Origin of the sequence: Mesorhizobium sp. CAU 1732, assembly GCF_039888675.1 — a bacterium.
Classification (GTDB): domain Bacteria; phylum Pseudomonadota; class Alphaproteobacteria; order Rhizobiales; family Rhizobiaceae; genus Aerobium.
Map to the genome: position 1 here is coordinate 1,736,672 of NZ_JBDQQR010000001.1, position 13,132 is coordinate 1,749,803.

The 13,132-nt window shown below is 63.4% G+C and carries 13 protein-coding genes; 8 read left to right on the forward strand and 5 right to left on the reverse strand.

The annotated features are described in order from the left end of the window. Positions 1 to 73: 73 nt before the first annotated feature. On the reverse strand, positions 74 to 322 hold the full coding sequence (gene rpsR / locus AAFN55_RS08500; RefSeq protein WP_173190471.1) for a 30S ribosomal protein S18: 249 nt from the start codon (positions 320 to 322) through the stop codon (positions 74 to 76). Further along, positions 322 to 792 (reverse strand): 30S ribosomal protein S6, encoded by a 471-nt coding sequence (gene rpsF / locus AAFN55_RS08505; protein WP_347798420.1) that lies wholly within the window; start codon positions 790 to 792, stop codon positions 322 to 324. Before rpsF ends, rpsR begins: the two co-directional genes overlap by 1 nt. A gap of 402 nt (positions 793 to 1,194) precedes the next feature. Between rpsF and AAFN55_RS08510 the strand changes: the two genes are divergently transcribed. Beyond that, positions 1,195 to 2,748, forward strand: coding sequence for a pilus assembly protein (locus AAFN55_RS08510; RefSeq protein WP_347798421.1), 1,554 nt, complete (start codon positions 1,195 to 1,197; stop codon positions 2,746 to 2,748). A 12-nt stretch (positions 2,749 to 2,760) separates the two neighbouring features. Here the strand turns inward: AAFN55_RS08510 and AAFN55_RS08515 are convergent, their stop codons facing one another. Then, on the reverse strand, positions 2,761 to 4,710 hold the full coding sequence (locus AAFN55_RS08515; protein WP_347798422.1) for an LTA synthase family protein: 1,950 nt from the start codon (positions 4,708 to 4,710) through the stop codon (positions 2,761 to 2,763). Between the two features lie 187 nt (positions 4,711 to 4,897). Here AAFN55_RS08515 and fabD point away from each other — a divergent pair, with 187 nt between their 5' ends. The 7 genes from fabD (at position 4,898) to gmk (ending at position 11,280) form a co-directional block, all read left to right on the forward strand. Next, positions 4,898 to 5,839 carry an ACP S-malonyltransferase gene (gene fabD, locus AAFN55_RS08520; RefSeq protein WP_347798423.1) on the forward strand — a complete coding sequence of 314 codons (942 nt, stop codon included), beginning with the start codon at positions 4,898 to 4,900 and terminating at the stop codon, positions 5,837 to 5,839. A 60-nt stretch (positions 5,840 to 5,899) separates the two neighbouring features. Further along, on the forward strand, positions 5,900 to 6,637 hold the full coding sequence (gene fabG, locus AAFN55_RS08525) for a 3-oxoacyl-[acyl-carrier-protein] reductase (RefSeq protein WP_347800222.1): 738 nt from the start codon (positions 5,900 to 5,902) through the stop codon (positions 6,635 to 6,637). Positions 6,638 to 6,872: 235 nt separating this feature from the next. Beyond that, positions 6,873 to 7,109 carry an acyl carrier protein gene (locus tag AAFN55_RS08530; RefSeq protein WP_047143752.1) on the forward strand — a complete coding sequence of 79 codons (237 nt, stop codon included), beginning with the start codon at positions 6,873 to 6,875 and terminating at the stop codon, positions 7,107 to 7,109. A gap of 51 nt (positions 7,110 to 7,160) precedes the next feature. After that, a complete protein-coding gene (fabF, locus tag AAFN55_RS08535) occupies positions 7,161 to 8,420 on the forward strand; it encodes a beta-ketoacyl-ACP synthase II (protein WP_347798424.1) in 1,260 nt (419 codons plus the stop codon). Positions 8,421 to 8,524: 104 nt separating this feature from the next. Beyond that, positions 8,525 to 9,694 carry an endolytic transglycosylase MltG gene (gene mltG, locus AAFN55_RS08540; protein ID WP_347798425.1) on the forward strand — a complete coding sequence of 390 codons (1,170 nt, stop codon included), beginning with the start codon at positions 8,525 to 8,527 and terminating at the stop codon, positions 9,692 to 9,694. Positions 9,695 to 9,732: 38 nt separating this feature from the next. After that, positions 9,733 to 10,620: a YicC/YloC family endoribonuclease gene (locus AAFN55_RS08545; protein WP_347798426.1), complete on the forward strand. Its 888-nt coding sequence runs from the start codon at positions 9,733 to 9,735 to the stop codon at positions 10,618 to 10,620. 3 nt (positions 10,621 to 10,623) lie between these two features. Continuing rightward, on the forward strand, positions 10,624 to 11,280 hold the full coding sequence (gene gmk / locus AAFN55_RS08550; RefSeq protein ID WP_347798427.1) for a guanylate kinase: 657 nt from the start codon (positions 10,624 to 10,626) through the stop codon (positions 11,278 to 11,280). On the opposite strand, the gene rsmA is transcribed toward gmk, so the two are convergent. Both rsmA and pdxA read right to left on the reverse strand, forming a co-directional pair. After that, on the reverse strand, positions 11,277 to 12,122 hold the full coding sequence (gene rsmA, locus AAFN55_RS08555) for a 16S rRNA (adenine(1518)-N(6)/adenine(1519)-N(6))-dimethyltransferase RsmA (protein WP_347798428.1): 846 nt from the start codon (positions 12,120 to 12,122) through the stop codon (positions 11,277 to 11,279). The genes gmk and rsmA overlap by 4 nt on opposite strands. After that, entirely contained in the window at positions 12,119 to 13,129 is a 1,011-nt protein-coding gene (gene pdxA, locus AAFN55_RS08560) for a 4-hydroxythreonine-4-phosphate dehydrogenase PdxA (protein WP_347798429.1), read from the reverse strand. Before pdxA ends, rsmA begins: the two co-directional genes overlap by 4 nt. Between the last annotated feature and the right edge of the window lie 3 nt (positions 13,130 to 13,132).

A 13,132-nucleotide genomic window follows, 5' to 3' on the forward strand; every position in this document is an offset into this window, starting at 1 on the left:
TGTTCGTCGTCGTCGCCGGCGCGCCCGTCGCGCTGGAGCGAGGAGGGGCGGACAAGCCGCCCCGCCGAAATGCTTACTTCACCACGTAGGGCAGAAGGCCGAGGAAACGTGCGCGCTTGATCGCCTTGGCGAGCTCGCGCTGCTTCTTCTGGCTGACGGCCGTGATGCGCGACGGCACGATCTTGCCGCGCTCGGAAATGTAGCGCTGCAGCAGACGCACGTCCTTGTAGTCGATGCGCGGTGCGTTTGCGCCCGAGAAGGGGCAGGTCTTGCGACGGCGATGGAACGGACGCCGGGTCGGGATCTGGTTGATGTCGACCATTATTCTGCAGCTCCTTCAGCCTGTTCGCGCGGCCGGCGCGGGCCGCGATCGCGGTCACCGCCACGGTCGCCACGATCACCACGGTCGCCCCTCTCACGATCGCCGAAACGCGGACGATCGCCGAAGCGGCCTTCGCGCTCACGGTCGTCGCGCTTCTGCATCATGGCCGAAGCGCCTTCCTCATGTGCCTCGACCTTGATGGTCATGAAGCGCAGGACGTCTTCCGACAGGCCCATCTGGCGCTCCATCTCATGGACGGCAGCGGCCGGAGCCGTGATGTCGATGAGCGTGTAATGCGCCTTGCGGTTCTTGTTGATGCGGTAGGTGAGGGACTTCAGTCCCCAGTTCTCGACCCGGCCGAAGGAACCACCACCAGCTTCGACGACACCCTTGTACTGTTCGACAAGGGCCTCGACCTGCTGCTGCGAAAGGTCCTGGCGGGCAAGGAACACATGTTCGTAAAGAGCCATATTGTCTTGCCTTTCTTCGTTTCACTGTCCGGTCCCGGCGGCTAAAGCCTCTGCAACTTCTCTTGTCCCGCTTGATGGCGGGCGAAGAAAGGGAGCACGTCGAGACGGTCGAGAGCGGAGACACGGGAGGCGGAAGACCTTTTGTCCTCACACGCGTGCTTCCCCTAAAGGAAACGCACGGCCCTCCGTTCAGCCCCCAGCTGGAACCGGCAGATTGGCGGGGTCTATACAGGTTTCTGACGATAACGCAAGCGAACGCCGCCATTCGCGCGATCGTTAAAAATTGCAGTGTCTCGCTCAATCAATTCTTCATGCGCAAGAGTCAATGTGACCGATACTTCTCTGGGGGTAAGTAACATGGTCTTTCGCAGCTTCTGGCGCTCTCGGAGCGGAAACTTCGCGATGATGTTCGCGCTCATGCTGCCCGCCGTGCTCGGCGCGGTCGGGCTGGCCGTGGATTTCGCCTCGATGACGAAAGCGCAATCAAAGCTGCAGAACGCCGTCGATGCGGCCGTGCTCGCGGCCTCGCGCATCAACGACAAGGCAACCTCCCGAGAGCAGGTATTCCAGGATTTCCTGGCGGCCAACATCGCCGGCGAGCCGACGCTCGCCAACGTCACGGCCAACATCGAGATCGACACCGGGCTGAACTACATCAGCACCGAAGGCCTTGCGGTCGCGGATGTCGAACTGCAGTTCGGCCTGCTGTTCGGTGGGGCCCGTCGCATCAAGGTGACCGCGAGCGCCTATGAATCGCGCAACGACCTCGAAGTCGTGCTGGCGCTCGACAACACCGGCTCGATGGGCGCCGCGCGCATGGCCGAGCTTCGCAAGGCGGCGACCTCGCTGGTCGACATTCTCGCGCTCGCCCACTCGCCCGATTCCAATCCCAAGCGCGTCGTGAAGGCGGCTTTGGTGCCGTTCGTCACGGCGGTCAACGTCAGGGGCAAGGGGTTCAAGGAGAGCTGGATCGATTCGAGATGGGACCCGGCCGTCAGGGAATTCAAATCCTATGGTGCGCAATATAGCGGTGCGAACTTCGATAAAGACTCGCGGAACAATAAGCCTTGGGCGCACACCGAGCTTTTCCGACGCCTGAAGGGCAGCGGCGAGACACTGGATACGATCGGCTGGAAAGGCTGCGTCGAAGCGCGCGCCGCACCTTACAACCTGACCGACACCGCACCGGACGTTACCGTTCCGGACACGCTGTTCGTGCCGTATTTCGCGCCGGACAATCCGGGCAAGAACGAGGTTTCGCCCAACTCGAGCACGGCGTGGAACAACTCCTATCTCAATGATTCGTTCGGGAAGAATGATCAGGCCAAGACGAAATCCATCGCCCGCTACGTGCCTGCGACGGCGAGCACGATCCGCGAAAACGTCTCGCGTTCGTCCGGTCCCAACTATGCCTGCCCGACACCGATCGTTCCGCTGACGTCGGACTTCGCCGAACTCAAGACCGAAATCGGCAAGATGATCTACTGGGAAGGCTCCGGCACGAACGTGTCTGAAGGCCTGATGTGGTCTCACCGCGTGCTGTCGCCGGAAGAGCCCTACACCGACGGCGCGCCGTTCAACTCCGAGAACAATTCCAAGTTTGTCGTCGTTTTCACAGATGGCGAGAACACCGTCTTCGGCGCGAGCAGCCAGAACTACAACAAGTCCGACTACGGCGCATACAGCTTCGTCGACAGCGGCCGCGTCGATATCGACCGCAACAAGGCGCTGACGAAGGTGAACACCTGGACGCTCGACGCGTGCACATCGCTGAAGGCGAAGCAGGTGGAGGTGTTCACCGTGCTATTGGGTGCAGACACGCAGGCGAACCGCAACCTCTATACGAAATGCGCCACGACGCCTGATCACTACTACCCGACGAACGACGTCTCCCAACTCGACGGCGTGTTCAAGAAGATCGCAGCGCGTATCGCCAAGCTCTACGTCACCAACTGACGAGACACCGGATCAAAGCGGGGCGGGCGACGAGAATTGCCCGCCCGGCCGCGCGATCAGCGCTGGTGTCGACGGGTCCGGGAAGAATTTGTCCCGCGCATGCTGCTCGCCGAACATCATGTCGTACTGGATCATGCGGTAGTCGCGCAGCAGCGGGTCGATGCGCTTTTGCCGGGTCCATCCCTCGACGCCATAGCCGCTCGGCCTGATGACGATATGGCGGTCGATAACGCGGTAATGGTCGCGGAGACTACCAAGGAAGCCGGTGTAGTAGGGATGTTCCATGCCCGCCGTGCGCAGCAGGTGGAACGGCAGGAGCGACGGGCTCACGGTCCCGATATCGATCTGCCCGCGCCGGTTCGACCACATCACCAGCGGCGTTTCGCGCTGCTCGCGCAGGCGTTCCGCCCCGGCGATGCGGTCGCCGACGTTGCGTTCCAGAAAACCGGTTGCGACATAGGTCGGCCCGAGCGGCGGCAAATGATCGCCGAAATACACCACGATCGTCTCGCGCTCGCGCTTTTCCGCCCATTTGATCAGCCGTTCCAGCGACTGGTCGGAATCCATCATGCCTTCCGAGAAAGTATGGATCGCCGCGCGGGCGGCCGGCAGCGCCTTGCTCTCCACCTCGATGCGCTCATCGGGATAGCGGCCCGCCTCATACGGCCCGTGGTTCTGCAGCGTCACGGCGAAGAGGAACATCGGGTCGGTCGATGCCTCGACCTCCTCGATGATCAGTTCCGTCAGGGCAGCGTCGGATGCCAGCCGCCCGCGCTTGTCCAGCGCCGGCATGTTCTCTTCCGACACGAAGCGGTCGAAGCCGAATGATTTGTAGACCGGTCCGCGATTCCAGAACCAGCTCTGGAACGGATGAACGGCCAGCGTCGAATAGCCTTCCTCTTTCAGGAAGCTCGCGAGCGAAGGCGTGTCGCGCCGCACATATTGCTGGTACGGAATGCTGCCATACGGCAGCAGCGCGTTCGAAAAACCGGTCAGCGCCTCGAACTCGACATTCGCGGTCATGCCGCCGAACTCCGGTGAAAAGACGTGGCCGGACTGGATCGAGCGCGTGAAGGCGATCGGATCGGGCGTCAGCGTCACGCCGGGAAGGCGCGTCGGATCCCAGAAGGATTCGCTCATCACCATGATGATGTCCGGCTGCGTATACGGCACATAGGTTCCCGATACCGGCGTATCGATGCGGTTCATGGTGCTTGCGGCATATCCCACCGGCGGCGCGACATAGGCCATCGGCACGTTGAGCGCGAACGCCATGACGAGGCCGTTGTGACGATAATTCGCCTTCTGGTCCCACATCATCGGCGAGATTTTCAGGCTGTCGCGCAGGTTCGAATGGCTCGCATAGTCCATCTCGGCGGCGAAAAACGCCAGCGCCGGGATGGAGATCGCCAGTCTTGCTGCACGGCCGCTGAGCGTGATGCGCTGGAGGCGCTTCGACCAACGCCATAGAAGAAAGAGCGCGCCACCCAGAAGAAGAGCCGCCAGGACGATCAGGACAGCCGTCAGCGGCCGCTCGACCAGCATCAACGGCAGCAGTTCCACGATCTGGCGGGCATAGAGGAAATCTGTCGGGTAGGGCGGATCGCCGAGGTAGAACGCCTTTTCGCGCCCGACCCAGGCCAGCGCGATGATGATCGGAGCGACCACCAAAATAGCCTGGAACGACCTGCGCATCAGGGCATCGATCGCAATCATGGCAAGCGACAGAAGTGCGACGGTCGTCAGTCCGGGACGGCTGATATCGACCATGAATGCCGTTGCCTGACCGACCGAGCCGCGAAGCACGCACTCCGCGAGAAACACGATCAGCGCGGATGCGGTGACCATGACGGCAATATAGAGAACCGGCGCGCGGAACCATCGATCGACGGATCGGGCCTCGCTTTGGGCGACGTTACCGGTCTTCACGACCGTCGTAGATGCGACTGCCAGATCGTTCAATGCCGCGTTCCGGATTTGATGATGGGTTGTCGTCTAACTGTCATATAACTGTCATCAAGGCCAGAAGGTTGCTTTGCCGCATAATGATATTGCGTTGCAGTCGTCCACGTTGCGTCATCGCCCCGGGCTTGACCTCCAGCCGTGCTTGCGCCAAACGCTGCCCGCTACGAGAAACACGGAGTGAGCCATGTCGATCGCTTTCACCTTTCCCGGTCAGGGCAGCCAGGCCGTGGGAATGGGCAAGGACCTCGCGGACGCGTTTCCCGAGGCTCGCGCGGTCTTTTCCGAGGTCGATGACGCCCTCGGCCAGAAGCTTTCCGCCCTCATGTGGGATGGTCCCGAGGACGAACTCACGCTCACGGCCAACGCCCAGCCGGCGCTGATGGCGGTGTCGCTTGCCGCGATCCGCGTTCTGGAGGCCCGGGATTTCTCGCTCAAGGACAAGGTCGCCTACGTGGCCGGCCATTCGCTCGGCGAATATTCCGCGCTGGCCGCAGCCGGCACGTTCTCCATCGCTGACACGGCGCGCCTCCTGCGGATTCGCGGCAACGCCATGCAGGCTGCGGTTCCTGTCGGCGAGGGCGCCATGGCGGCAATCATCGGGCTGGAGCAGGCGGACGTGGAAGAGGCATGTGCCGAGGCCGGCAAGGGCTCGGTCTGCCAGATCGCGAACGACAATGGCGGCGGCCAGCTCGTGATTTCCGGCGCGAAACCCGCCGTCGAGCATGCCGCCCGCATCTGCACCGAAAAAGGCGCGAAGCGCGCGCTGATGCTGTCCGTATCCGCCCCCTTCCATTCCGCGTTGATGCAGCCGGCAGCCGACGCCATGCGCGAGGCGCTGGCCAATGTCGCCAAGCACGCACCCATCGTGCCGGTCGTCGCCAACGTCACCGTCGCACCCGTGACCGATCCCGAGGAGATCGCGGCGCGGCTGGTCGAGCAGGTGACAGGCCGCGTGCGTTGGCGCGAGACGGTCGAATGGTTCGGCGCCAATGGCGTGACCACACTGTACGAAGTGGGTTCGGGCAAGGTCCTGTCGGGTCTGGCCCGGCGTATCGATCGCAACATCGCGACCATGAATGTCGGCACGCCGGCGGACATCGACGCTGCGCTTGCTGCTCTTGTATAAAGGGCGGTTTCCGACCCCGCCCGTGTGAAGGGCGTTCTCTTTCCGGAAGGGACAATGACAATGTTTGATCTGACTGGCCGCAAGGCGCTCGTGACCGGCGCGACAGGTGGCATCGGCGAGGCGGTAGCGCGCGCGCTTCATGCCGCTGGCGCGACTGTCGGCCTGCACGGCACGCGGGTCGAGAAGCTGGAAACGCTTGCCGGCGAGCTCGGCGATCGCGTGAAGCTGTTTCCCGCCAATCTGTCCGACCGCGCCGAGGTCAAGGCGCTCGGTCAGAAGGCCGAGGCCGATCTCGAGGGCGTCGACATCCTCGTCAACAATGCGGGCATCACCCGCGACGGGCTGTTCGTCCGCATGTCAGACGAGGACTGGGATTCCGTGCTGGAAGTCAATCTGGGCGCGGTGTTCAGGCTCACGCGCGAGCTGACGCATCCGATGATGCGCCGCCGTTTCGGCCGTATCGTCAACATCACGTCGGTCGTCGGCGTGACGGGCAACCCCGGCCAGGCGAACTACTGCGCCTCGAAGGCCGGCATGATCGGCTTGTCGAAGTCGCTTGCCCAGGAAATCGCCACGCGCAACATCACGGTGAATTGTGTCGCGCCCGGATTTATCGAATCGGCCATGACCGAAAAACTCAACGACAAGCAGAAGGAGGCGATCATGGGCGCCATCCCGATGAAGAAAATGGGCACCAGCGACGACATTGCCGCGGCAGTCGTGTATCTGTCGTCCAATGGTGCCGGTTACGTCACGGGACAGACCTTGCACGTCAATGGCGGTATGGCCATGATCTGAGGATGATGCGCATCAAAGGCTTTTTCGCCTTGGAGCGCGGCAGCTTTTCGTGTAATCCGGCCCGCGAAACGGAGATTTCGTGAAGTTTTCGCCGGTTTCTTCGTGTGGCCGGCAACGGTCGGAACCAATGCGGTATTCACCGGTTTCTCAGCGCCGACACCGCCATCTTTCAGCTTGATTAGCGGCAATCGGGCCGCTAACGAAGATCGAACAACATTAAGTCGAGGGTTTGCAAATGAGCGATACCGCAGAACGCGTCAAGAAAATCGTTGTCGAGCATCTGGGCGTTGATGCCGACAAGGTCACCGAAGGCGCGAGCTTTATCGACGACCTGGGCGCAGACAGCCTCGACACCGTCGAGCTCGTCATGGCGTTCGAAGAAGAATTCGGCGTCGAGATCCCTGACGATGCTGCCGAGACGATCCTGACCGTTGGTGACGCGGTCAAGTACATCGACAAGGCGTCGGCCTGATCTTTGGCCGCGCGGCATCCCTAGAACAGCAGCAAAACCAAGATGCAATCCATGAGACGTGTCGTCGTGACCGGCATGGGACTGCTTTCGCCTTTCGGCGTTGGCGTCGAGCATGCCTGGAGCAAACTGTTGGCCGGGGAGAGCGCCGCGCGGCGCATCGGCACATTCGAGGTTGACGATCTTCCCGCGAAGATCGCCAACGTCATTCCCCGTGATGGCGGGGAAAACGCCTTCGATCCGGACCGCTTCATGGAGCCGAAGGATCAGCGTAAGGTTGGCGACTACATCATCTATGGCGTCGCCGCCGCCGAAATGGCGCTTGAGGATGCCGGCTGGCATCCGACCACCGCAGAAGACCAGAACGCCACCGGCGTGATGATCGGCTCCGGCATCGGCGGCATCGACGGGATCGCGGAAAACGCGATCATCCTGAAGGAGAAAGGTCCTCGTCGGATCAGTCCCTTCTTCATTCCAGGCAACATCATCAATCTCGTATCGGGGCAGGTGTCGATCCGGCACGGGCTCAAGGGTCCGAACCATGCGGTCGTGACTGCGTGTTCGACGGGCGCGCACGCCATCGGCGATGCCGCTCGCCTGATCATATTCGGCGATGCCGACGTCATGGTTGCCGGCGGCGCGGAATCACCGATCACCCGGCTGTCGATGGCGGGTTTCGCAGCCTGCAAGGCACTTTCGACCGACTGGAACGACCAGCCTGAGAAGGCATCGCGTCCCTATGACCGCGACCGTGACGGCTTCGTCATGGGAGAGGGCGCGGGCGTCGTCGTGCTCGAAGAGCTCGAACATGCCAAGGCGCGCGGAGCCAAGATTTACGCCGAAGTCGTCGGCTACGGCCTGACGGGCGACGCCTATCACATCACGGCACCATCCGAGGACGGCGACGGTGCGTTCCGCTGCATGAGCGCGGCGATCAAGCGCGCCGGGCTCACGCCTGCCGATATCGACTACATCAATGCCCACGGCACATCGACCATGGCCGACACGATCGAGCTCGGTGCCGTCGAACGCCTCCTTGGCGAAGCCACGGCAACGGCCTCGATGTCGTCGACCAAGTCTTCGATCGGCCACCTGCTGGGCGCTGCCGGCGCTGCCGAAGCCATCTTCTCGATGCTCGCGATCCGCGACAATATCGTGCCGCCCACGATCAATCTCGACAATCCTTCCGTCGAGACCAAGCTCGATCTCGTGCCGCACAAGCCGCGCAAGCGCAAGGTGGACGTGGCGCTGTCCAACTCCTTCGGTTTTGGCGGCACCAACGCTTCGCTGGTTTTCCGCAGATTTGAAGCTTAGCGCCTGACCGCGCAGCGTTCGCGCTGCCAATTTCGCCATATTCCGGGCTAGGTTCGGTTCACAGAATCGAACCATGTCGGCTTGAGGGAGCACGCGTAGGCCCAATGACGAGCAATACTCCTGAACAGGGGCCTGCAGCCCAGCCGGGCACGCCGAAGCCCATCGTTCCGAAAAGCGCCAGCGACGCCCTGCGTCCCCAGGCTGGGACGCCGCCGCCGCGCCGCTCGAAGCAGTCGCGCAACCAGTTCGTCGTGTTTCTCAATTTCATGATGTCGGCCATCGTGTTGATCACGATCACGGCCTTCGTCGTCGTCTGGTTCGGCAAGCAAAGCTTCGAAGGTCCGGGGCCGCTCGCCGCTGCCGATACGATCCTGATCAAGCCCAACACCGGCGTTTCGGAGATCACGGCCCTGCTCGAGCGCAAGGGCATGATCAGCGACGGCCGTATCTTCCGCATCGGGTTGCGGGCGCATGGTCAGGATGGCCGCCTGCGTGCAGGCGAGTACGAGGTCAAGCCGCAGGCGTCGATGCGGGAGATCATGGATCTGCTCGTGAGCGGCAAGTCGATCCTTCATTCGCTTACCATTCCGGAAGGCCTCACCGTCGCGCAAGCCTTGAAGCGCGTCGCCGAATCCGAGGAACTGGAAGGCGAGATGCCGACGGAAATCCCCGATGAAGGCTGGATCGCCGCCGACACGGTACGCTTTACCCGCGGCATGAAGCGTCAAGACGTCATCGCGCGGCTCACCGCTGATCAGAAGGCTCTTGTCGAAAGTGTCTGGGCACGGCGTTCGCCCGACCTGCCGGTTTCGGACGTCAATGAATTCGTGACGCTCGCCTCGATCGTGGAGAAGGAAACAGGCCGCGCTGACGAACGTTCACGCGTCGCCTCGGTCTTCGTGAACCGGCTTGAGCGCGGCATGCGCCTTCAGTCGGACCCGACGATCATCTACGGCATATTCGGCGGTGAGGGTAAGCCGGCGGACCGCCCGATCTATCGCTCGGATATCGACACGCCCACGCCCTACAACACCTATACGATCAATGGCTTGCCGCCGGGTCCCATCGCGATTCCGGGCCGCGCATCGCTGGAAGCCGTTGCAAGCCCGTCTCGCACCGAAGACCTCTATTTCGTGGCTGACGGCACCGGTGGTCACGTTTTTGCGTCGTCTCTGGAAGAGCACAACCGCAACGTCGCACGGTGGCGTCAGATCGAACGGCAGCGCGCCGAGGCTGCCGCGGCAGCAGGGGAGGCTGAAGCCGCGGGAGATTGAGCGCCGGCGGCTCTTGGGTGCAAGGGGGAAGGGGCAGCATGGCTTTGCAAAGTATGACGGGGTTCGGTCGCGCGGCGGCCGATCATGATGGCACTGCGATCGCGTGGGAGCTGAAATCCGTCAATGGCAAGACGCTTGAGGCGCGGTTGCGGCTGCCGCCCGGGTTCGAGCGGCTGGAACAGTCCGTCAGGCAGGCGATACAGCGGCGCTTTTCGCGCGGCAATGTCCAGGCGGGCCTGACCGTCTCCCGCGCGGCTCGGCAGGCTATCCCTGTCGTCAACGAAGAGTTTCTCAAGGATCTCGCGGGCCTCGCCAAACGGCTCGAGGATCAGTTCGGCGTAGCGCCCGCCAGCGCGGACGGCCTGCTTGCGCTGCGCGGCGTGCTGGACGCGCCTGAAGCGGCTGAGGACGAGGACACGCGCAACGCCATCGATGCCGCAATCCTCGAGACGCTCGATGACGCGCTGGCAAGCCTCGAAATCGCCCGCACGCACGAAGGCGACGCGCTCGGCGGGTTGCTTCGCGCTCATCTGGATACGATCGCGGACCTCATCGAGCGCGCTGCCGCAGACCCCTCCCGCGAGCCGGCTGCCATCCGCGAACGCCTGGCCGAGCAGGTTCGATTGCTCGTCGAGACGGGCGCTCCGCTCGATGAAGGGCGTCTGCACATGGAAGCGGCGTTTCTCGCGACCAAGGCCGACATCCGCGAGGAAATCGATCGGTTGAGGACGCATGTCGCGTCGGGCCGCGCATTGCTCGAAACCGGCGGCCCGATCGGCCGCAAACTCGATTTCCTTTCACAGGAATTCAACCGGGAATCGAATACGCTGTGCTCGAAGTCCAACGCAGCGGCGATCACCGCCGTCGGGCTGGAGCTCAAGGCTGTCGTCGATCAGTTCCGCGAGCAGGTTCAGAATCTGGAGTAGACCATGGCGACCACGCCGCTCAACGCTTCCATTCGCCGCCGCGGCCTGATGCTGGTCCTCTCGTCGCCGTCAGGCGCGGGAAAATCCACGATCGCGCGCAATCTGCTGGAAAGCGACCACGCTTTCGAATTGTCGATCAGCGCCACCACGCGGCAGCGTCGCGGCAGCGAGATCGACGGACGCCACTATCACTTCGCCTCGCGCCGCGAATTCGAAATCATGCGCGACAATGACGAGTTGCTGGAATGGGCCGAGGTCCACGGCAATTTCTACGCCACGCCGCGAGCGCCGGCCGAACGCGCGCTGAGCGAAGGCCGCGACATGTTGTTCGACATCGACTGGCAAGGTGCCGAGCAGCTTCGCGAAAAGATGCGCGCCGACATCGTGTCGATCTTCATCCTGCCGCCCTCGATGAAGGAGTTGAAGGGTCGCCTCCGCCGGCGCGCCGAGGATCAGGACGACGTCATCGATGCGCGGCTGAAGAATGCGCGGGTCGAGATCGAGCACTGGCGCGACTACGACTACGTCGTCATCAACGAGGATCTGGACGTCGCCTTCGCGTCGGTTCAGGCCATCGTCGCAGCCGAGCGCCTTCGCCGCGACCGCCGGCCCGGCCTGTTCGACTTCGTGACTGGTCTCATGGATGAGAAGCTGGATTAAGCCCCAGCCGTTGGTCGCAGCGCGCTCGTCAGCGCGACGAACTCGGCGACGGACAAGGTCTCGGCGCGTCGCGTCCCGTCGATGCCGGTCGCCTCAAGCAACCGCTCCCCGCCTATGCCCTTGAGGCTCTGACGCAGCATCTTGCGGCGCTGTCCGAAGGCAGCTTCCGTGACGCGGGCGAGCGTCTTGACGTCGGCGGGCAGAGGCTCGGCTCTAGGCACGATGTGGACGACGGCGGACGTCACCTTCGGCGGCGGCGAAAACGCCTGTGGCGGCAGGTCGAACACGATGCGCGCCTGCGTTCGCCAGCCCGCGAGCACGCCAAGCCTCCCATAGGCGTCGTCGCCGGCCTGCGCGACGATGCGCTGCGCGACTTCCTTCTGGAACATCAGCGTCATGGACGAGTAGAAGGGCGGCCAGTCGGCGGTCGTCAGCCAGCGCACCAGCAATTCCGTCCCGATATTATAGGGCAGGTTGGCGATGATCTTCACATCTGACGATCCTGCCGCAAGCGCAGCGAAATCGGTCTTCATCGCGTCGCCGGGGATCACCTCCAGCCGTCCGGGATAATGTGCGGAAATCTCGGCGAGTGCGGCAAGGCAGCGCTCGTCCCGCTCGATCGCCACGACCCGCTTGGCGCCGTTGATGAGCAGCGCGCGCGTCAGTCCGCCGGGGCCGGGGCCGACCTCGATCACAGTCGTGTTCGTCAGGTTGCCGGCGGCGCGCGCGATTTTCGAGGTGAGGTTGAGGTCGAGCAGGAAGTTCTGGCCGAGCGATTTCTTCGCGCGCAATTCATGCCGTTCGATGACGTCTCGCAGCGGCGGCAGCCCGTCGACGCTCATGGCCGCACAGCCGTGGCGTCGGCCATGCTCCGCGCAAGCTTCAAGGCTGCGATCAGGCTGTCCGGCCGCGCGATGCCCTTCGCCGCGATGTCGAATGCGGTGCCGTGATCTGGAGAGGTGCGGATGAACGGCAGCCCGAGCGTCACGTTGACCGTCTCGTCGAAGGCGAGCGCCTTCGCTGGGATCAGCGCCTGGTCGTGATACATGCAGATTGCCGCGTCATAGGTTGCGCGGGCGCGCGCATGAAACATCGTGTCCGCGGGCAGGGGGCCGCGTGCGTCGATGCCGCGCTGCCGCAACGCGTCGATCGCCGGCCGGATGATCTCGTCGTCCTCGTGCCCCATCGCGCCGCCTTCGCCCGCATGCGGATTGAGGCCGGCAACGGCCAGGCGCGGCGCTTCGATCCCGAACCGCGATTGCAGATCGGCAGCCGTAATCGTCGCAACGTCGATGATGGCCTGCGTGGTGAGTTGGCGCGGAACGTCCGCGAGCGGGATATGGATCGTCACAGGCACTGCGCGCAGGTCAGGGCCGGCCAGCATCATGACGGGGGTCGCGGTCCCGCCGTAGCGCAACCCGGCCAGATGACCGAGATATTCGGTATGGCCGGGAAAGCTGAACCCGGCATCGTAGAGCGGCTTCTTCGCGATCGGGCAGGTGACGAGCGCGCCGGCACGGCCCGATGCGACGTCGTCCACCGCGCGGTCGATGGCCTCGATCACGCCCGCCGCATTGGCGCTGCGCGGCTCGCCTGCCGCATCCTCGAACCGGGCATGAAGTGCGACGACCGGAAGTGCATCGCCGAAGACGGACGCTGCCGCATCGGGCTGCACCACCTTGAACGGGAGCGCCATGCCCAGAGATTGCGCACGCGCCGCCAGAAAATCCGGATCGGTGAGGAGATAGAAGGGTGGCAAGGCGTCGTCGTTACGCCGCCGCCACGCTTCGAGGGCGATCTCCGGCCCGATGCCGGAAGGATCGCCCGATGTCAGTGCAAGTGGTGTCACGCA

Coding starts and splice junctions, on each gene's coding strand:
- fabD (WP_347798423.1), top strand. CDS start 4,898: ATGTCGATCGCTTTCACCTTTCCCGGTCAGGGCAGCCAGGCCGTGGGA.
- rsmA (WP_347798428.1), bottom strand. CDS start 12,122: ATGAGCGTCGACGGGCTGCCGCCGCTGCGAGACGTCATCGAACGGCAT.
- mltG (WP_347798425.1), top strand. CDS start 8,525: ATGACGAGCAATACTCCTGAACAGGGGCCTGCAGCCCAGCCGGGCACG.
- fabF (WP_347798424.1), top strand. CDS start 7,161: ATGAGACGTGTCGTCGTGACCGGCATGGGACTGCTTTCGCCTTTCGGC.
- AAFN55_RS08530 (WP_047143752.1), top strand. CDS start 6,873: ATGAGCGATACCGCAGAACGCGTCAAGAAAATCGTTGTCGAGCATCTG.
- rpsR (WP_173190471.1), bottom strand. CDS start 322: ATGGTCGACATCAACCAGATCCCGACCCGGCGTCCGTTCCATCGCCGT.
- rpsF (WP_347798420.1), bottom strand. CDS start 792: ATGGCTCTTTACGAACATGTGTTCCTTGCCCGCCAGGACCTTTCGCAG.
- AAFN55_RS08510 (WP_347798421.1), top strand. CDS start 1,195: ATGATGTTCGCGCTCATGCTGCCCGCCGTGCTCGGCGCGGTCGGGCTG.
- fabG (WP_347800222.1), top strand. CDS start 5,900: ATGTTTGATCTGACTGGCCGCAAGGCGCTCGTGACCGGCGCGACAGGT.
- AAFN55_RS08545 (WP_347798426.1), top strand. CDS start 9,733: ATGGCTTTGCAAAGTATGACGGGGTTCGGTCGCGCGGCGGCCGATCAT.
- gmk (WP_347798427.1), top strand. CDS start 10,624: ATGGCGACCACGCCGCTCAACGCTTCCATTCGCCGCCGCGGCCTGATG.